This is a genomic window from Mesorhizobium sp. IMUNJ 23033 (assembly GCF_044778005.1).
In the GTDB taxonomy this organism is placed as follows: domain Bacteria; phylum Pseudomonadota; class Alphaproteobacteria; order Rhizobiales; family Rhizobiaceae; genus Mesorhizobium; species Mesorhizobium amorphae_A.
This window is the reverse complement of the sequence record NZ_JBJACT010000001.1, coordinates 372,762-392,524: the sequence shown is the minus strand read 5'-3', so window position 1 is coordinate 392,524 and position 19,763 is coordinate 372,762. Positions and strand designations below refer to the sequence as shown.

Annotated in this window: 14 protein-coding genes; 6 read left to right on the top strand and 8 right to left on the bottom strand. The window is 63.6% G+C overall.

Features of this window, described 5'->3' with window-relative positions; all coding sequences use genetic code 11:
• Window positions 1-127: 127 nt before the first annotated feature.
• Window positions 128-2,599 (top strand): DNA topoisomerase (ATP-hydrolyzing) subunit B, encoded by a 2,472-nt coding sequence (gyrB, locus tag ACFX5Q_RS01880; RefSeq protein WP_404274924.1) that lies wholly within the window; start codon window positions 128-130, stop codon window positions 2,597-2,599.
• 189 nt (window positions 2,600-2,788) lie between these two features.
• Here gyrB and ACFX5Q_RS01875 read toward each other — a convergent pair whose 3' ends face one another.
• Together ACFX5Q_RS01875 and ACFX5Q_RS01870 are read right to left on the bottom strand one after the other, a co-directional pair.
• Window positions 2,789-4,531: a hydantoinase B/oxoprolinase family protein gene (locus tag ACFX5Q_RS01875; RefSeq protein ID WP_404274922.1), complete on the bottom strand. Its 1,743-nt coding sequence runs from the start codon at window positions 4,529-4,531 to the stop codon at window positions 2,789-2,791.
• Between the two features lies 1 nt (window position 4,532).
• A complete protein-coding gene (locus ACFX5Q_RS01870; RefSeq protein ID WP_404274920.1) occupies window positions 4,533-6,605 on the bottom strand; it encodes a hydantoinase/oxoprolinase family protein in 2,073 nt (690 codons plus the stop codon).
• 210 nt (window positions 6,606-6,815) lie between these two features.
• On the opposite strand from ACFX5Q_RS01870, the gene ACFX5Q_RS01865 reads away from it, so the two are divergent.
• From ACFX5Q_RS01865 to ACFX5Q_RS01845, 5 genes are all read left to right on the top strand, one after another.
• A complete protein-coding gene (locus ACFX5Q_RS01865) occupies window positions 6,816-7,643 on the top strand; it encodes a ferredoxin--NADP reductase (protein ID WP_404274918.1) in 828 nt (275 codons plus the stop codon).
• A gap of 165 nt (window positions 7,644-7,808) precedes the next feature.
• Window positions 7,809-8,858: a deoxyribose-phosphate aldolase gene (gene deoC / locus ACFX5Q_RS01860; protein ID WP_404274916.1), complete on the top strand. Its 1,050-nt coding sequence runs from the start codon at window positions 7,809-7,811 to the stop codon at window positions 8,856-8,858.
• A 51-nt stretch (window positions 8,859-8,909) separates the two neighbouring features.
• Window positions 8,910-11,282, top strand: a complete 2,373-nt coding sequence (locus tag ACFX5Q_RS01855) for an aldehyde dehydrogenase family protein (protein WP_404274915.1) — start codon at window positions 8,910-8,912, stop codon at window positions 11,280-11,282.
• A 189-nt stretch (window positions 11,283-11,471) separates the two neighbouring features.
• The gene (locus tag ACFX5Q_RS01850) at window positions 11,472-12,203 is read left to right on the top strand and encodes an SDR family oxidoreductase (protein WP_404274913.1); all 732 of its coding nucleotides are present in this window, start codon (window positions 11,472-11,474) and stop codon (window positions 12,201-12,203) included.
• A 162-nt stretch (window positions 12,204-12,365) separates the two neighbouring features.
• Entirely contained in the window at window positions 12,366-13,211 is an 846-nt protein-coding gene (locus ACFX5Q_RS01845) for a fumarylacetoacetate hydrolase family protein (RefSeq protein ID WP_404274911.1), read from the top strand.
• A gap of 211 nt (window positions 13,212-13,422) precedes the next feature.
• On the opposite strand, the gene ACFX5Q_RS01840 is transcribed toward ACFX5Q_RS01845, so the two are convergent.
• The 6 genes from ACFX5Q_RS01840 to ACFX5Q_RS01815 all read right to left on the bottom strand — a co-directional run bounded on the left by ACFX5Q_RS01840 (window position 13,423) and on the right by ACFX5Q_RS01815 (window position 19,721).
• Window positions 13,423-14,421 (bottom strand): ABC transporter ATP-binding protein, encoded by a 999-nt coding sequence (locus tag ACFX5Q_RS01840; protein WP_404274909.1) that lies wholly within the window; start codon window positions 14,419-14,421, stop codon window positions 13,423-13,425.
• A gap of 18 nt (window positions 14,422-14,439) precedes the next feature.
• Entirely contained in the window at window positions 14,440-15,501 is a 1,062-nt protein-coding gene (locus ACFX5Q_RS01835) for a Gfo/Idh/MocA family protein (protein WP_404274907.1), read from the bottom strand.
• Window positions 15,498-16,337: a carbohydrate ABC transporter permease gene (locus tag ACFX5Q_RS01830; protein WP_404274906.1), complete on the bottom strand. Its 840-nt coding sequence runs from the start codon at window positions 16,335-16,337 to the stop codon at window positions 15,498-15,500. The genes ACFX5Q_RS01835 and ACFX5Q_RS01830 overlap by 4 nt, the downstream gene beginning before the upstream one ends.
• An 11-nt stretch (window positions 16,338-16,348) precedes the next feature.
• Window positions 16,349-17,278 (bottom strand): carbohydrate ABC transporter permease, encoded by a 930-nt coding sequence (locus ACFX5Q_RS01825; RefSeq protein WP_404274905.1) that lies wholly within the window; start codon window positions 17,276-17,278, stop codon window positions 16,349-16,351.
• Between the two features lie 221 nt (window positions 17,279-17,499).
• Entirely contained in the window at window positions 17,500-18,759 is a 1,260-nt protein-coding gene (locus ACFX5Q_RS01820) for an ABC transporter substrate-binding protein (RefSeq protein ID WP_404274904.1), read from the bottom strand.
• 2 nt (window positions 18,760-18,761) lie between these two features.
• The gene (locus tag ACFX5Q_RS01815) at window positions 18,762-19,721 is read right to left on the bottom strand and encodes an N-acetylmuramic acid 6-phosphate etherase (protein WP_404274902.1); all 960 of its coding nucleotides are present in this window, start codon (window positions 19,719-19,721) and stop codon (window positions 18,762-18,764) included.
• Window positions 19,722-19,763 lie beyond the last annotated feature (42 nt).

Below are 19,763 nucleotides of genomic sequence, written 5' to 3'. Positions count from 1 at the left end.
TGCACCCCGGAAATGCTCGCAAACCTTGGAAAAACCGCCTTTTGCGCCTATATCTAGGACATCAAAACGGCGCGATTCGGAGCCAATTTCCGGCACCGGGCCAGCGCCATCAATCAGACAGGTTTTCATGAGCGATCAGACTGAAAGCGCCAACGGCGCGGAAGCCGAGTACGGCGCCGATTCCATCAAAGTTTTGAAGGGGTTGGATGCTGTCCGCAAGCGGCCAGGCATGTATATCGGCGACACCGATGACGGCTCGGGCCTGCATCACATGGTCTACGAGGTGGTCGACAACGCCATCGACGAGGCGCTGGCCGGCCATGCCGACCTCGTCACGGTGACGCTCAATCCCGACGGATCGGTCACTGTCATCGACAATGGCCGCGGCATTCCGACCGATATCCACACCGGCGAAGGCATTTCGGCGGCCGAAGTGATCATGACGCAGCTGCATGCCGGCGGCAAATTCGACCAGAATTCCTACAAGGTGTCGGGCGGCCTGCACGGCGTCGGCGTGTCGGTGGTCAACGCACTGTCGGCCTGGCTGAAACTCAGGATTCGCCGCAACGGCCAGATCTTCGAGATGAGCTTCAGCCATGGCAATGCCGACGCACCGCTGAAGGTCACCGGCAGCTACGAGCAGAACAAGACTGCCGGCACCTATGACGGACGCAGCGGCAGCGAGATCACCTTTTTCCCGTCGTCCGAAACCTTCACCATGGTCGAGTTCGACTATGGCACGCTGGAGCACCGGCTGCGCGAGCTGGCCTTCCTGAATTCCGGCGTGCGCATCGTGCTGACCGATGCCCGCCACGCCGACATCGTGCGCCACGAACTGCACTATGATGGCGGGCTGGAGGAGTTCGTCAAATATCTCGACCGGGTCAAGAAACCGCTGATCGACAAGCCTATCGCCATCAAGGCCGAGCGCGACGGCATCACCGTCGAGGTGGCGATGTGGTGGAACGACAGCTACCATGAGAACGTGCTGGCCTTCACCAACAACATCCCGCAACGCGACGGCGGCACGCATCTGGCCGGCTTCCGCGGTGCGCTGACGCGCCAGATCACCGGCTATGGCGAATCCTCCGGCCAGACCAAGAAGGCGAAGGTGTCGCTGATCGGCGACGACTGCCGCGAAGGGTTGACCGCAGTTCTGTCGGTCAAGGTTCCGGACCCGAAATTCTCCTCGCAGACCAAGGACAAGCTGGTCTCGTCCGAGGTCCGCCCGGTGGTGGAAGGGCTGGTCAACGAGGCACTCGGCACCTGGCTGGAAGAACACCCGACCGAGGGCAAGGTGGTCATCGAGAAGGTGATCCAGGCCGCCGCGGCGCGTGAAGCCGCGCGCAAAGCGCGCGACATCACCCGCAAGAGTTCGCTCGGCGTCACCTCGCTGCCCGGCAAGCTGGCGGACTGCCAGGAACGCGATCCGGCCAAGTCCGAAATCTTCATCGTCGAGGGTGACTCGGCCGGCGGCTCGGCCAAGGGCGGTCGTTCGCGGCAGAACCAGGCCATTCTTCCGTTGCGCGGCAAGATCCTCAATGTCGAGCGGGCACGTTTCGACCGCATGCTCGGCTCCGACATGATCGGCACGCTGATCACCGCGCTCGGCACCTCGATCGGCAAGGACGAGTTCAACGCCGATAAATTGCGCTATCACAAGATCATCCTGATGACCGACGCCGACGTTGACGGCGCCCACATCCGCACCTTGCTGCTCACCTTCTTCTTCCGGCAGATGCCGGAGCTGATCGAGCGCGGCCACCTCTACATCGCCCAGCCGCCGCTCTACAAAGTGACGCGCGGCAAGAGCTCGCAATACATCAAGGACGAAGGCGCGTTCGAGGAATTCCTGATCGGCTCGGGGCTTGAGGAAGCGTCGCTTTCGCTTGGTTCCGGCGAGGTGCGGGCCGGACAGGATTTGCGCAGCGCCATCGACGACGCGCTGGCGGTGCGGCAGCTGATCAACGGGCTGCACACGCGCTACAACCGCAGTGTGGTCGAGCAGGCGGCGATCGCCGGCGCGCTCAACCCGGATGTGCTCGGCGATCTTGGCCGCGCCAACGCCATGGCCGAGCGTGTCGCCAAGCGCCTCGACATCATTGCCGAGGACACCGAGCGCGGCTGGACCGGCCGTATGTCGACCTCCAACGAAGGCGTCGGCGGCTATGTGTTCGAGCGCACGGTGCGCAGCGTCAAGGAGTTCGCGCAGCTCGATCTCGGGCTGATCAATTCGGCCGACGCCCGCCAGCTCGATCGCTATGCGCCGCGCCTGACCGAAGTCTACGGCACGCCGCCGGTGCTGCGTCGCAAGGATGTTTCCGAGACCATTTCGGGACCGCTGGCGCTGCTCAACGCGGTGTTCGCGACCGGCCGCAAGGGCCTGACCATGCAGCGCTACAAGGGCCTTGGCGAGATGAACGCCGAACAGCTCTGGGAAACCACGCTCGACCCGAATGTGCGCTCGCTGCTGCAGGTCAAGGTCAATGACGCCACCGATGCCGACTCGCTGTTCTCGCGGCTGATGGGCGACGAGGTGGAGCCGAGGCGCGAGTTCATCCAGGACAATGCGCTGTCGGTGGCCAATCTGGATATTTGAAGCCGGCTTAGATTCACGCCTTGATGGAGTCGTTTCGTCAGGGCGTGAAAGAGACGGAGAGGCTTAGAGCAATTCCAGGAAAAGCGTGAAACGGTTTTCCCGGGAAAAGCGCGTAGCGCTTTCCCTTGGGAATTGCGTCAAAACAAAGAGATAGAGCGGTTCGGCGTTACCGTAAAACGATGAACCGCTCTAGCCGGCGCGCCGCTTCTCGGTTGCCGCCCGATCTACGGCCAGCCCGTCCGCCGACAAGGTAACGCCGAACTTATCACTGGCCTCCTTGGGCGTGTAGTAACCGAGTGCCACGTCTCTCAGCACCAGATTTGCCTCGCGTTGGAACGGATCGCCATAGCCGCCACCGCCCGGCGTGCCGACGCGGACGCGGTCGCCGGCCTTGAGCGCGATGTCCTGTTCCTTGGACAGGTGCGGCGGCACATGTTCCGCGCCGCCACGGAAGACAGACACCGTATTGGGCGCGCCGTCCTTGCCGCCCAGCGCGCCTTGCGGGCCGAAGCGGCCGTGGTCCATGACGAAGGAGGCACGAGCGTCGCCGCGCAGGATCTCCACCTCATAGGCGAGCCCGAAACCGCCGCGCTGCTTGCCGGCGCCGCCGGAGCCTTCGCGCAAGGCATAGTGGCGGTAGAGCACCGGAAAGGCCTGCTCCATGATCTCGACCGGCGGCGATTTGGAGATGCCTATCGTCGAGCAGCCATTGGTCAGGCCGTCATGGCCGGCATTGCCGCCATAGCCGCCGCCGGAGATCTGGTACATGACGTAGTCGCGGCCGCGCACCGGGTCGTTGCCGCCAAGCGCGAAATTGCCGCTGGAGCCGGCGGGGGCGGCCGTCACCTTGTCGGGCAGCGCCTGCACCATGGCCGCGAACACCGCTTCGGCGATGCGCTGCGACACCTCGGCCGCGCAGCCTGAGACGGGGCGCGGATACTTCGCGTCTAGGAAGGTGCCCTCCGGCCGCTTGACGATGAGCGGCTCGAAGGCACCGGCGCTGATCGGCACGTCCGGGAAAATATGGCGCATGGCCAGATAGACCGACGACAAGGTCGTCGCCAGCACGCTGTTCATCGGCCCGGCGCAGGGCTTTGATGAGCCGACAAAGTCGAAGGTAAGCGTGTCGCCCTGCTTCTCGACGGCGAGCGCAATGGTCAGCGGCTCGTTCACCACCCCATCGGAATCGACGAAGGCTTTCGAGCTGTAGGTTCCATCCGGGATGGCGGCGATGTTGGCACGCATCTGCTCGGCGGCACGGCGGCGGAGTTCCGCGATCGCCTCGACAACCGTTTCATCGCCGTAACGATCGAGGATTCCATTGAGGCGGTCCTGTCCGACCAGCAGTGCGGCGGCCTGCGCCCTTATATCGCCGATCCGCTGGTCGGCGACGCGGATGTTCGAGCAAATGATGGCGTAGATTTCTGCGTCGAGCACGCCCTTCTTGAACAGCTTTACCGGCGGCAGCCGCAACCCTTCTTGCTCGACCGCCGTTGCCGAAGCCGAGAAGCCGCCCGGCACGGAGCCGCCAATGTCGGGCCAGTGGCCGGTGTTCGACAGCCAGCAGAAGATTTTTCCTCCCCGATAGACCGGCATGGCGAAGCGGACGTCCATCAGGTGGGTGCCGCCGAGATAGGGATCGTTGACGATGTAGATGTCGCCGGGCTCCGGCGGCAGGCAGCGCCCGTCGGCGATCATCTCGATCACCGTCTTGGTCGAATATTGCATCACCCCGACGAACACCGGCAGGCCCTGGCTGCCTTGCGCGATCAGCGAGCCGTCGAGCGCCGAATAGATGCCGTCGGAACGGTCATTGGCCTCGGCGATGACCGGCGAGAAGGCAGCGCGCGAAAAGGTCAGGTCCATCTCGTCGCAGACCTGCTGCAGGGCCGCCTGAAGTACCGAAAGCGTGATGGTGTCGAGCTTTCCCATCTCAGGCCTCGCCGATATCGATGATGATGTTGCCGTCGGCGTCCGAACGCGCCCGGTCGCCAGGTTCGAGCACCGTGGTGGCGTCCATCTGCTCGAGGATCGCCGGCCCTTCTATCACCGCATCGAGCGGCAGTTTTTCGCGCGCGTAGACGGGCGTGTTGTGCCAGGCGCCGGCATACCAGACCGGCCGGATTTCGCGCCGTGCCTCGTCGAGTGTTTTCGCGCGTCCGGCCGGGTCGATCAGGCGGGAAAGATCGATTGCTGGCCTGACACCGGTCACCGAAGTGTTGAGATTGACCAGATTGGCGCGGATCTCCGGCAATTCGACCTTGAAGCGGGCGAAATAGGCCTTTTCGAACAGACGCTGCAGCATTTCACGCGTGACGGAAGAGGAAGGCAGCGGCACGTTGATGATATGCGTCTGGCCGACGAACTGCATGTCGGCGGAGTGGGTGACGCGGATCGTCTCCGGCATCACCGCCTCCTTGCCGATCAGCTCCTCGCCTTCGTTCCGGTGCCGTTCCAATATGCCGTGGAGCTGGCTTTCATCGAGCGCCGCCACCGGCTGGTTGACCGTGTTGACGAAATCGTGACGGAGATCGGCGACGACGCAGCCGAGCGCGTTGGTGATGCCGGGCCGTGCCGGCACCAGCACCTTCGGCAGGCCAAGCTCGCGCGCCAGTGCTGTCGCATGCAGCGGCCCAGCGCCGCCGAAGGCGAACAGCGCGAAATCGCGCGGATCGTGGCCGCGCGACACCGAGACCATGCGGATGGCACCGGCCATCTTCATGTTGCCGAGACGCAGCACCGCGCCGGCCGCTTCGACACCCGACAGGCCGGTGGACTTGCCGATCCTGTCCTCGAATATGCCGGTGACGCGCTCGACGGTGACCGGGTTTTCGACCGCCAGCAGCTTCTTCGGCGCCAGCCGTCCGAGCACCAGATTGGCGTCGGTGATGGTCGGCTCGTTGCCGCCGCGGCCGTAGCAGATCGGACCGGGATTGGCGCCTGCACTTTCCGGGCCGATCTGGATCAGGCCTGCGGCATCGACGCGGGCGATCGAGCCGCCGCCGGCGCCCACCGTATGCACGGCCAACATCGGCACATGGATCGGCATCGCATATTCGATCTCGATCTCGTTCGACACGGCCGGTTCTGCGTTGCGGATCAGCGCCACGTCGGTCGAGGTGCCGCCCATGTCGTAGGTGACGAGGTTTTCGAAGCCGGCACGTTTTCCGGTATAGGCGGCGGCGATGACGCCGGAGGCCGGTCCCGACATCACCGTCTTTGCCGATTCACGGGTGACGAAGCGGGCCGAGATCATGCCGCCATTGCCGTTCATGATCAGGAAATCGCGGGCGTAGCCCTTTGCCGCGAGTTCCTTGCGCAGGCGCTCGACATAGCGCTCGAGGATCGGCTGCACCGAGGCGTTGACCGAAGCCGTCACGCCGCGTTCGAACTCGCGCGCTTCCGACAGCAGCGCATGGCCCGTGGTGATGTAGCCGTTCGGCCAAAGTTCGGCGGCGATTTCGGCGGCGCGGCACTCATGCGACGGATTGGCATAGGAGTGCAGGAAATGGATGACGAGGGATTCGCAGCCGGCTTCGATCAGCCGTGAAACAGCGGTGCGCATCTCGGCTTCGTCGAGCGGAACCCGAACCGCGCCGGAGGCCTCGACCCGCTCCGACACTTCGAGCCTGAGATTGCGCGGAATGACCGGCACGAACGTTCCTGTCATGCCATAGGGCTGCGGCCGGGTGCGCCGGCCGAGTTCGATCACGTCGCGAAAGCCGCGCGTGGTGATCATGCCGGTTTTCGCCAGCCGGCGCTCCAGCACGGCGTTGGTGGTGGTAGTCGTGCCGTGCACGATGAGGTCGATGCCGTCGATGGGAAATCCGGTGGCGCCAAGCGCTGAAACCACGCCGAAGGCCTGGTTGTCGACCGTGGTCGGGGTCTTGGCGATATGCACACGGCCACCGTCTTTGCCGTCGATCAGAAGCAGGTCGGTAAAGGTTCCGCCAACATCGATGCCGGCGACGACATTGCCCGGCAACGCCGAAAAATTCTCTTTCATTGTCGAAACCCGAAATGCCCGGACTACGGATATGTCTCAGTTTGGAAAGGTGTTTTACGCTGGTCTCTTGACGCAAATATCATTTGTATACTAATAAATTTGGGACACAAGAGCTTACCGCTTCGCAGTGTGCAAACGGCACGCCGGAACCTGACTGGTTCGGGCGAGCAGGGGATAGTTTGGCGTCGGCGTCCTAGAAGGTTAGGTTTGATGAACACCACATCCGCGTTCAACACCGCTGGCGCCCGGCCGCTGCAGTTTCCGATTCCGGCCAATGTCTATGCCGAAACGGTCGTCTCGGTGAAGCATTACACCGACCGCCTGTTCTCGTTCCGCATCACCCGGCCGCAGTCGCTGCGCTTCCGCTCTGGCGAGTTCGTCATGATCGGCCTGCCCAATGCCGAGAAGCCGGTTTACCGCGCCTATTCGGTCGCCAGCCCGTCCTGGGACGACGAACTCGAATTCTTCTCGATCAAGGTGCCGGACGGCCCGCTGACTTCGGAACTGCAGAAAATCCAGGTTGGCGACACCGTCATCATGCGCCAGAAGTCGACCGGCACGCTGGTGCTCGACGCGCTGACCCCCGCCAAGCGCCTGTTCATGATCTCGACCGGCACCGGCATCGCGCCCTTCGCCAGCCTGCTGCGCGATCCCGACACCTATGAGAAGTTCGAGCAGGTCATCCTGACCCACACCTGCCGCGACAATGCCGAGCTGGTTTACGGCCAGGAACTGGTGGCGGCACTTGAGAACGACCCGCTGATCGGCGAACTGACCGGCGGCCGTGTCACCCTCTACAACTCGACGACGCGCGAAGAGTCGGCGCGCATGGGCCGCATCACCGCGCTGATCGGCTCGGGCAAGTTTTATTCCGACCTAGGCATCGACAAGCTCAACCCCGAGACCGACCGCATCATGATCTGCGGCTCGATGCACATGCTCAAGGACGTCAAGGAGCTGGCCGAGAGCCTGGGCTTCCATGAAGGCTCGCTGCATCAGCCGTCGAGCTTCGTCGTCGAGCGCGCCTTCGTCGGCTGAGACGTCGGGGCGCTTCGGCGCCTGTATCCGAACGCATGTTTTGACCATGCGGTCAAAAATCTGCTGCGTTCGCTGCCTTTTTCCGCTATGAGCCGCTTGAGGACTCGTGAAGTGCACCTTCACGGGCTATCTTCGGCGTACGCCGCTGAATGAAGAGGGCAGGAGATGAGCAGCACTATCCGTGAAGCCGACGCCGGCGCGTCCAAGGTCACGCCGCTGCCGGCGCGCACCGCCGCCAACACGCCTGCACTGCCGGACCACGCCATTGCCCGCAATCCCGGCATGCGGCTCGATCTCGGCTTCATGGAATCGGTGCGCAGCGTCAACCGCTCGGCGCTGGAGCGCCGCGTCGCCAGCCTTACCAAGCGGCGCTCGATCAAGGCCGACAACCAGGCCGCCTGGCTGCTGCGAGCCGTCGCCTGCATGGACCTGACGACGCTGAATTCCAACGACACCGAGGAACGCGTGCGCCGGCTCTGCGCCAAGGCAATCAACCCGTTCCGCCGCGACATCGTCGAAGGCCTGGGCATAGCGGGCGAGACCATCCGCCCGGCGGCGGTCTGCGTCTATCATCCCTTCGTCGCCACCGCTGTCGATGCCGTGCGCGGCACCGGCATCCATGTCGCCGCAGTCTCGACCGCGTTTCCGCACGGTCTCGCGCCGCTGTCGACGCGCCTGCAGGAGATCGAGGCCTCGGTGCGGGACGGCGCCGACGAGATCGACGTCGTCATCCCGCGCGGTCTGGTGTTCGGGGCGAAATGGCAGGAACTCTACAACGAGATCGTCTCGATGCGCGAAGCCTGCGGCGAGTCGCATCTCAAGGTCATCCTCGGCACTGGCGATCTCGCCACGCTGCGTAACGTCATGCTGGCCTCGATGGTGGTGATGATGGCGGGCGCCGATTTCATCAAGACCTCGACCGGCAAGGAAAGCGTCAACGCGACGCTGCCCGTCGGCCTCGCCATGGTGCGCGCCATCCGCGCCTATTTCGAGGAAACCGGCTATCTCATCGGCTTCAAACCGGCCGGCGGCATTTCGACCGCCAAGGCTTCGCTCGACTGGCTGGTGCTGATGAAGGAAGAACTGGGCCGGCCATGGCTGGAGCCCGACCTGTTCCGCTTCGGCGCATCGAGCCTGCTGACCGACATCGAGCGCCAACTCGAGCATCATCTGACCGGCCATTATTCGGCCAATCATCGCCACGCGATGGCGTGAGGCGCTACGTCGCGCCGCTCAGAACAAATTTCCTCCTAGCGGAGACGCCCGATGAACATTCTCGAACGCTATCACGCCATGGAGTACGGCCCGGCGCCGGAGGCCCGCAACGAGGCGGATGCGTGGCTTGCCGCGCGAGATTTCGGCAAGGCGCTGTTCATCGGCGGCGAGTGGAAGGCGGCGGGCAGCGGCAGGACCTTCGACACCAGCGATCCCGCTTCCGGCAAGCTGCTCGCAAAAGTCTCGGATGCGGGTGCAGCCGATATCGACGCCGCGGTGGCTGCGGCCGCCAAGGCACTGCCAAAATGGAGCGCTTCCTCCGGCTACAACCGAGCCAAGGTGCTTTACGCCATCGGCCGCGCCATGCAGCGCCATCAGCGCCTGTTCGCGGTGCTGGAATCGATCGACAATGGCAAGCCGATCCGCGAGAGCCGCGATATCGACGTGCCTTTGGCGATCCGTCATTTCATCCACCATGCCGGCTGGGCGCAGGCGCTGGACAAGGATTTCCCCGACCATAAGGGCGTCGGCGTCGTCGGCCAGATCATCCCGTGGAATTTTCCGCTGCTGATGCTGGCCTGGAAGATCGCGCCGGCACTGGCCGCCGGCTGCACGGTGGTGCTGAAGCCGGCCGAGTTCACGCCGCTGACCGCCATCCTGTTCGCCGAAATCTGCGAACGCGCCGGGGTACCGAAGGGCGTCGTCAACATCATCCAGGGCGGACCGGAGGCCGGTGCGGCCATCGTCAACCATCCCGGCATCCAGAAAATCGCCTTCACCGGCTCGTCCGAGGTCGGCAAGATCATCAGGAAGGCTACGGCAGGGTCGGGGAAAAAACTGTCGCTGGAGCTCGGCGGCAAGTCGGCCTTCGTCGTCTTCGAGGATGCCGATCTCGACAGCGCTGTCGAAGGCCTGGTCGACGGCATCTGGTTCAACCAGGGCCAGGTCTGCTGCGCCGGCTCTCGCCTGCTGGTGCAGGAAGGCGTCGCCGATGCGTTGATCGCCAAGGTCAAGACCAGAATGGGCCGACTGCGCGTCGGTAGTCCGCTCGACAAGAACACCGATATCGGCCCGCTGGTCGACCTCACGCAGTTGGAGCGCGTCAAGGGACTGGTTGCTGAAGGGGCAAAACAGGGCGCCGTCTGCTGGCAGCCGGACGCGGCACTGCCGTCCTCCGGCTACTACCATTTGCCGACGCTCGCGACTGGTGTTTCTCCGGCTAATATCTTGGCGCAGGAGGAGGTGTTCGGCCCGGTGCTGGCCACCATGACCTTCCGCAACACCGAGGAAGCGATCGAGCTCGCCAACAACACACGTTACGGCCTGGCCGCTTCGGTGTGGAGCGAGAATGTCAATCTGGCCCTGCATGTCGCGCCACAGCTGAGGGCCGGCGTCGTCTGGGTCAACGGCACCAACATGTTCGACGCCGCCTGCGGCTTCGGCGGCTATCGCGAGAGCGGCTTCGGCCGTGAAGGCGGCCGCGAGGGCATGTTTGAGTATCTGACGGCGAAACTGCCGCTCGGCCCGGTGATCAAACCGGCGACATCTTCCGCGCAGCCTGTCGAGCAATCGGAAGGCGACGCGATCGACCGCACGGCAAAATTGTTCATCGGCGGCAAGCAGGTCAGGCCGGACGGTAACTATTCGCTTGGCATTGCCACTGCCAAGGGCAAGCTTGCCGGCGAGGTCGGTCTCGGCAACCGCAAGGATATTCGCGACGCCGTCTCGGCTGCCCGCGCCTGCAAGGGCTGGCCGGACGCGACCGCCTATAACCGTAGCCAGGTGCTCTACTATCTGGCCGAGAACCTTGCCGGCCGCGCTAACGAGTTCGCCTCCCGCCTCGTCCAGCTCACTGGCGTCACCGCAAAAGCTGCGCGCGAGGAGGTCGAGCAGTCGATCGAGCGGCTGTTCCTCTATGGCGGCCTCGCCGACAAGTTCGAGGGCCGCGTGCACCAGCCGCCTGCCCGCGCCGTGGCCCTTGCCCTGCACGAGCCGGTCGGCGTCGTCGGCATTGTCGCGCCCGACGCGGCGCCCTTGCTCGGCCTGATCTCGCTGGTTGCTCCGGCGCTCGCCATGGGCAATACGGTGGTGGCGGTGCCATCGGAAAAATACCCGCTGCTTGCCACCGATCTCTATCAAGTCATCGAGTATTCCGACGTTCCAGCCGGCGCCATCAACATCGTCACCGGCCGCAGCGCCGAGCTTGCCAGCGTGCTGGCCAAGCATGACGATGTCGACGGTCTCTGGGTGTTCGCCGATGCCGAGACTTGTGCGAAAGCCGAAGCCGACTCGATCGGCAACCTCAAGCGCGTCTGGACGGGCAATGGGCGCAGCCTCGACTGGGCTTCGGCGGACGCCGCGGGGGACGCCTTCCTGCGCCGTGCCGTCGAGGCCAAGAACGTCTGGGTGCCCTACGGCGACTGACAGTCCGCGCGAGCGACCTGTGGCGACGTTCGGACTTGACGGGTCATTGGATGTTCTTTAACGAGAAAAAACAATTGGCCTGCAGGTAAGCGTCCGCACAGGCGGCACGATAGTGCCTGCCTGGCACATTGCACCTTGGCCGAATGCCCTTAGAAATCCGGGCGGCGATAGACAGTCGAGGAGAACAGCATGGCGGATCTGGCGGGCAAGGTCGTTGTCGTCACCGCAGCGGCGCAAGGCATCGGCCGGGCAAGTGCGCTGGCCTTCGCCAAGGCGGGTGCGGTGGTGCACGCCACCGACATCAACGAGGTGCTGCTGGCCGAGCTCGGCAAGACAAGCGGGATCAACACCCGCAAGCTCGATGTGCTGAACGACGAGGCGGTGAAATCGGGCTTCGCCGAGATCGGCCCTGTCGATGTGCTGTTCAATTGCGCCGGTTTCGTCCATTCCGGCTCGATCCTTGAAATGGCGGACGCCGATCTCGACTTCGCCTTCAACCTCAATGTACGCGCGATGATCCGCACCATCCGCGCCGTGCTGCCGGGAATGCTGGAGCGTGGCGGCGGATCGATCGTCAACATGTCTTCGGTCGCCGGCGCCGGCAAAGGTGTGCCCAACCGTTTCGCTTATGGTGTCACCAAGGCTGCGGTCATCGGCCTGACCAAGGCGATCGCCGCCGACTATGTCGGCAAGGGCATACGCTGCAACGCCATCTGCCCCGGCACCGTCGAAAGCCCGTCGCTGCATGACCGCATGCACGCGCAGGGCGACTACGAAGCCGCCCGCGCCGCCTTCATCGCCCGGCAGCCTATGGGCCGTCTCGGCAGGCCGGAGGAAATTGCCGATCTCGCCGTCTATCTGGCCGGCGCCACCTATACGTCGGGGCAGGCCTACAATATCGACGGTGGCTGGTCGATCTGACAGTCTGAAAAACATGGTCCCCAGGCCATCTGGGGCTGCTTCCGCGCTTGCCCCGGGATAGGTCCATTCGTTACGTTCCGCCCGGTTTCTAAAAAACCATATCGTCACCTCGGCGGAGCGAGTTTGCAAACGGCCTCTGGCCGCAATCAGGAGAAGGACTGCATGAAACTGCTGCGCTATGGCGAGGTGGGGAGCGAACGCCCCGGCCTGCTCGATGCGGATGGGACGATCCGCGACCTCTCCGCTTATGTCGCCGACATCGCCGGCACGGTGCTCCATCCGGCCTCGCTGGACATGCTGTCGAAGCTCGACCCGAAATCACTGCCGGCGGTTTCCGGTAGCCCACGCATCGGCGCCTGCGTTGCCGGTACGGGAAAGTTTATCTGCATCGGGCTGAACTATTCCGATCACGCCGCCGAGACCGGCGCCGCCGTGCCGCCGGAGCCGATCATCTTCATGAAGGCAAGCTCGGCCATCGTTGGACCGGATGATGACGTGCTCATCCCGCGCGGCTCGGTAAAGACCGACTGGGAGGTTGAGCTCGGCGTGGTCATCGGCAAGACGGCGAAATATGTCAGCGAAGCAGAAGCACTGGATTATGTTGCCGGCTATTGCGTCTCGCATGACGTGTCCGAGCGCGCCTTCCAGGCCGAGCGTCAGGGCCAGTGGACCAAGGGCAAGTCCTGCGACACTTTCGGCCCGATCGGCCCCTGGCTGGTAACCAAGGACGAGGTGGCCGACCCGCAGAACATCAAGATGTGGCTGACGGTCAACGGCAAGACGATGCAGAACGGCTCGACCAAGACCATGGTCTACGGCGTCGCCTATCTGGTCTCCTACCTCAGCCAGTTCATGTCGCTGCATCCCGGCGACATCATCTCCACCGGCACGCCGCCCGGCGTCGGACTGGGCATGAAGCCGCCGGTGTTCCTCAAGGCGGGTGATGTGGTCGAGCTTGGCATTGAGGGGCTTGGCCAGCAGAAGCAGACGTTCAAGGCGGACGAATAGGCGAATCAAAACGAAGGGCTGCGCCGCCCCTCATCTGGCTGTCGCCATCTTCTCCCCGTAAACGGGGAGAAGGACGCTATTATCGCAGCGTTCGCCAAACACCAACGTTGCAGAATAAGCGCCGAGGATGCGGCCAGCTTATTTCTCCCCGTTTATGGGGAGAAATGCCCGGCAGGGCAATGAGGGGCGGCGCCAGCCTTCGTTGGCAAAGTTATTTTAAGACTCTGCCATCGGCCCCAAACCGATAGGTCTTCGCCGGGTCCGGCGTCGCGTAAAGCGTCGCACCCGGTTCGGCATTGTAGACGCCGAAGATGCGCACCGTGATCAGCCCGGCCTTTTCGCAGTCGAGATAGAGATTGGTGTCGGCGCCGAGATGCTCGGCATGCACCACCGTGCCCTTCCAGGCGCCGGATTTCGTGTCTACGGTCAGGTGTTCCGGCCTGACACCGATGGTCTTGGCCGTCTCGCCCAGCCTCGCGCCGTCGATGAAATTCATCTTCGGCGAGCCGATGAAGCCGGCGACGAATTCATTTGCCGGCGAATTGTAGAGTTCCATCGGGCCGCCGATTTGCTCGATCCTGCCGGCATTCAGCACCACGATTTTGTCGGCCAGCGTCATCGCCTCGACCTGGTCGTGGGTGACGTAGACCATCGTTGCCTTCAGCCGGCGATGCAGCTGCGCGATCTCCAGCCGGGTGTTGACGCGCAGTGCGGCGTCGAGATTGGACAGCGGCTCGTCGAAGAGAAACAGCTTCGGCTCGCGCACCACCGCGCGGCCGATGGCGACGCGCTGGCGCTGGCCGCCGGAGAGTTCGGCGGGCCGCCTTTCGAGATAGGGCTCCAGCGATAGCATGGAGGAGGCAATGCCGATGCGGCGATCGATCTCGGCCGCCGGCGTGCTGGCCTGCTTCAGCCCTAGACCCATATTGTTCTTCACCGTCAGATGCGGGTAGAGCGCATAGGTCTGGAACACCATGGCGATGCCGCGCTTGGCCGGCGGTGTAACGGATACGTCCTCGCCGTCGATCACGACACGGCCCGAGGTCGAATCCTCCAGCCCGGCGATGACCCTGAGCAGCGTCGACTTCCCGCAGCCGGACGGGCCGACGAAGACCACGAACTCGCCGTCCGTCACTTCGAGGTTGATGCCCTTCAGCACCTCGACCGGCCCGAAAGCCTTCTTCACATTCTCGATCTTCAGCGAGCCCACAATATTGGTTCCTAGCTTTTAGAGTTTGACGGCGGCGCCGCTGCGCACGCTCTCGTCGGCGGCAAGGCAGACGGCGAGCGACTTGACCGCGTCGTCCATATGCCTGTTGAGATCGAGATCCTCGCGGATCGCTCTGAGCACAAAGGCTTGTTCGAGATCGCACAGGTCCTGGTGGCCCGGCTCGCCTTCCATCGACAGCATCTCGTCGGGCCTGGCGAACTTGCCGTCCGGCCCGGTCGCGGCATTGTGCAGGCGGATGGTCGAGGTCTTGGTGTGGGTGTCGATGTCATCGGATTTGACGCCCTCTTTCATGACGATCGACACGCAGCCGTTCGGCGAGATGACGTCCTTCACGAAAAAGGCGGTCTCCGAAATCATCGGCCCCCAGCCGGCCTCGTACCAGCCGACCGAGCCGTCATCGAACAGCACCTGCAGATGGCCGTAATTGTACATCATCGGCGCGACCTCTTCGGTCAACCGCACCCCCATGCCGCGCACCTCGACCGGCCTGGCGTCGGTGATCTGCAGCATCACATCAAGATAGTGCACGCCGCAGTCGACGATTGGCGAGGTCGTCTGCATCAACTGCTTGTGCGTGCCCCAGGTATGGCCCGAGGATTGCTGGTTGAGGTTCATGCGGAACACGTAGGGGCCACCGAGCCTGCGTGCCTCGGCGATCAGCCGGATCCAGGACGGATGATGGCGAAGGATGTAGCCGATCACCAGCTTTTTGCCGTTGGCCTTGGCGGCGGCGACGACACGCTCGGCATCGGCGACCGTCGTTGCCAGCGGCTTTTCGACAAAGACGTGGCAACCCGCCTCGATGGCCCGCACCGCATAGTCGGCATGGCTGTCCGAATAGGTGGCGATGCAGGCGACATCTGGCTTTTCGTCGCGCAGCGCCTCGTCGAATGAGCGCCTGATGCCGTAGCCGGCAAGCCCTTCCGGCAGCGGCACGTCGGAGCGGTTGACCAGTGCCGCGATATCGAAACCCGGATTGGTGTGATAGGCCAGCGCATGGCTGCGGCCCATATTGCCGAGGCCGGCGACGACAACGCGAAGGGGTTTTTGCGAACTCACTTGACGGCTCCAGACGTGATGCCGCGGATCAGCTGCCGCGAGAAGATGACGTAGAGGATCAGCACCGGCATGATCGCCAGCGACAGGGCTGCCAGGATGGCGTTCCAGTTGGTGACGAACTGGCCGAGGAAGAGCTGCGCACCGAGCGTTACTGTCTTGGTCTCTTCCGACGGCGCCAGGATCAACGGGAACCACAAATCGTTCCAGATCGGGATCATGGTGAAGACGGCGACCGTCGCCATCGATGGCCTGACCAACGGCAGCACGAGCCGGAAGAAGATCGTGTATTCCGACAGGCCGTCGATGCGGCCGGCATTCTTCAAATCGTCGGACACCTGCTTCATGAATTCCGACAGGATGAAGACGGCAAGCGGCAGGCCTTGCGCGGTGTAGACTAGGATCAGCGCCGTCAGCGTGTTGACCAGCCCGCTCGCCACCATCAATTGCAGGATGGCGACGGTGCCGAGGCGGATCGGGATCATGATGCCGAGCGCCAGATAAAGCCCCATCAGCGTATTGCCACGAAAGCGGTATTCCGACAGTGCAAAGGCGGCCATGGCGCCGAACAGCAGCACGAAGAACAGCGAAGCGACGGTGACGACGAGGCTGTTCTGGAAATAGTGAACGAAGTCGCCCTGGCCGATCACCGTGGTGTAGCCGATCAGGTCGAAGGTCTTCGGCGTCGGCGGCGTCAGCGGCGCGCCGAAGATGCCCGCGCGGGATTTAAACGAATTCATGATGACCAGGATCACCGGGAACAGCGCGATCGCCGTATAGGTCAGCAGGATCGCGTGGGCGCCGATGGTGCGGGGCAGCGAACGGGTTGCGGTGCTCATTTCTCGCCCCCTCAGAACTGGTAGCGACGCAGGCGCGTCTGCACGAGGAAGAGATAGATGCAGACACCGCCGAGGATGATCAGGAACATCATGGTGGCGATCGCCGCGCCCATGTTGGGGTCGCCGATTTGCAGCTGGAAGCCGAAGAAGGCGCGATAGAGGAAGGTGCCGAGGATGTCGGTCGAATAGTTCGGTCCGGCCAGCGCGCCTTGCGCGGTGTAGATCAGGTCGAAGGCGTTGAAATTGCCGACGAAGGTCAGGATCGAGATGATGCCGATCGACGGCAGAATCAGCGGCAGCTTGATCTTCCAGAACTGCGACATGCCGGTGATGCCGTCACATTCGGCCGCCTCGAGCACCTCATCGGGGATCGACAGCAGGGCGGCATAGATCAGCATCATCGGGATGCCGACGAACTGCCACACCGAGATCAGGCTGAGCGCGGTCAGCGCGTATTCTTCCTTGCCGAGCCACGGCGTGAACAGGCTTTTCAGGCCGATCAGGTCGAGCATATGCGGCGCCACGCCCCACAGCGGCGACAGGATCAGCTTCCAGGCGAAGCCGACGATGACGAAGGACAGGATGGTCGGCACGAAGATCGCCGTGCGGTAGAAGGCGGAGAACCTGAGCCTGGGACTGGATAGCAGCGCCGCCAGCAGGACGCCGATCGGGTTCTGCACCAGCATGTGGATGATGAAGAACCAGACGTTGTTGCGCAGCGCATTCCAGAAGCCCACGGACCAGTTGGGGTTACCGAACAGGGTGCGGAAGTTCTCAAGCCCGACGAACACCTGGGACTGCTCGATGTTGCGGAACAGCGACAGCTGCAGCGTGCCGGCCAGCGGCAGGATCATGATCGCCGTATAGACCAGCACCGCCGGCGCCAGGAAGATTCCGATGTGCCAGCGGAACGGTCGTTTGGGTCGTGTTTGTGCGGCCATGAGTTCGGTCCCCGCCGTCTCTCGGTTCCAGGTGATGCGATGCTAGATGATGCCTCGATGCACGGCCTGCCTCCAAGAATGGAGGCTTGCGACACGTCAGCTTCGCCTTCCCCGCAAAGCGAGGGTAAGGCTGAGAGGCAGGGCCGACAATCGCAATCTCAAAACAGACGCTTTTCGAATGCCGGCCGGGCATGTGCCCGGCCGGCCCGTTGCCTGAGCTCTTACTTTGCCGGCTTGTACCAGCTGTCGAGACCGTCCTGCAGCTTCTTGGCGGCCGCTTCCGGCGTGTCGGTGCCGTTGATGACGTTGGCCGATTCAACCCAGGTCTCGTTTTCGAGGTTCGGCGTACCGCGGCCCAGGATCTGGTAGGTCGAGCGGATCGTCGACTTGCACTTGTCGCGCCAGGAGACGAATTCCTGGGCCAGCGGGTCTTCCATCTTCACTGGCGCCGAGTTCAGGCTGAAGAAGCCCGGCAACGCATTGGCATAGATGGTGGCGAAATCCGGCGAGGCGACCCAGGTCAGGAAGGTCTTGGCCGCATCCGCATTCTTCGAGGCCGCATTCAGGCCGATGCCGATGTCGGTGTGGTCCGAGATGTAGCAGGCGTCGCCGGCCTTCTCGACCGGCGGCGGGAAGGCGCCCATCTTGAACTGCGCCTGGGTGTTGAACAGCGCGATTTCCCACGAGCCGGCCGGGTAGATGGCGGCGCGGCCGAGCGTGAACAGGTTCTGGCTGTCCGGGTAGGTCTGCGCCTCGAAGCCGTCGCCAAGATAAGGCTTCCACTTGGCAAGTTCTTCATACGGCGCCACCCAGTCCTTGTCGGTCAGCTTCTGCTCGCCCTTGATGAGCGCTGTACGGCCATCCTCGCCCTTCCAGTAGTTCGGGCCGATGTTCTGGTAGCCCATGGTCGCTGCTTCCCAGAGATCCTTGGTGCCCATCGCCATCGGGATGTAGGTGCCGTCGGCCTTGATCTTGTCGAGCGCGGCGAAGAATTCGTCACGAGTCTCCGGCACCTTGATGCCGAGCTTGTCGAAGGCGTCCTTGTTGTAGATGAAGCCGTGGATGACCGAGGCCATCGGCACGCAGAATGTCGCCTTGCCGTCGTCGGTCTGCCAGGCGGCCTTGGCCACGGGGGAGAAATTCTCCATGCCCGGCAGCGCCGACAGATCGGCGAGGTTGCCCTTCTTGTAGAGTTCAAGCGACTTGTCGAACGGGCGGCAGGTGATCAGGTCGCCCGCCGAGCCGGCGGCGAGCTTGGCGCCGAGTGCGGCGTCATATTCGGTCGGCGCAGACGGTGCGAACACCACCTTGATGCCGGGGTTCTTGGCTTCGAAGGCCGGGATCAGCTTGTCCTTCCAGATGGCAAGGTCGTCGCCGCGCCAGCTTTCGATGTTGAGCGTTACGTCGTCGGCATAAGCCACCCCGGCGGTGCCGAGAATGCTGGTGCCGAGAAGAAGGGCCGTCAGTAGTTTCGTTGTCATGCTCAGTCTCCCTGTTGACCTTTTTCAGGTTCGGTTTTGATGAGAACAGAGGCTTGCGGCCCCTTGCTCCCCTCGATCGCGGAAAGCGCCGGCCGCAGCTTGTGGCCGGTTCTTTCCAGTATCTTCTCGGCCGCATCGGCGTTGGCGGCGCCGGCGGCGAGCAGAATGGCTGTCTTGACAACGCCGCCGCTCATTTCGAGCAGGCGCGCCGCATCGTCCCTGCCGCGCCCGCTGATGGCGGCGACGATGCGTGCCGCGCGATCGCGCAGCTTGATGTTGTCGGCGGTGAGATTGACCATGTAGCCGTCATGGACATGGCCGAGATGAATGGCGGTGAGCGTCGACAGCATGTTGAGCGCGATCTTCTGCGCGGTGCCGGCGCCCATGCGGGTCGAGCCGGCAATCAGCTCTGGCGGCGTCTCGAGCAGGATGGCGACATCGGCCAGCTTGAGCAGCGGCGTGTCCTTGTTGTTGGCGATGGCGACGGTCGCGGCACCGCGGCTGCGCGCATCCTCCAGCGCCCTGACCGCATAGGGCGTCGAGCCGCTGGCCGAAATGGCGATCAGGCAGTCGCCCGCGCCGATATCGGCATTGGCAACCGCAGTCGAGGCTTCGTCGGTGTCGTCCTCCGGCCCGCCGGCCAGTGTCTTGAAGGCTTCTTCGCCGCCGGCGATCAGGATGGCGATGCGGTCACGCGCAATGCCGAAGGTGCCCGGCAATTCCAGGGCATCGGCCACTGCCATCAGGCCCGAGCTGCCGGCTGCCGCATAGGCAAGCTTGCCGCCGCCTGCCAGCCGGCCGGCGATGATCTCGGCAGCGTTGGCGATGGCGGGAATGGCGCCGCGCACGGCCCTGGCGGCCTCGATCTGTGCGTCGGCCAAGAAGGAAAGGATGGCGTCCGGGGCCTGGATGTCCAGTCCCTCGGCGTTCTGATGATGCGCTTCCGTGCGCTTCTCGGCCATGCAATTCCCTCCAACTCGCAAAACAATACCAAAAAAATACCA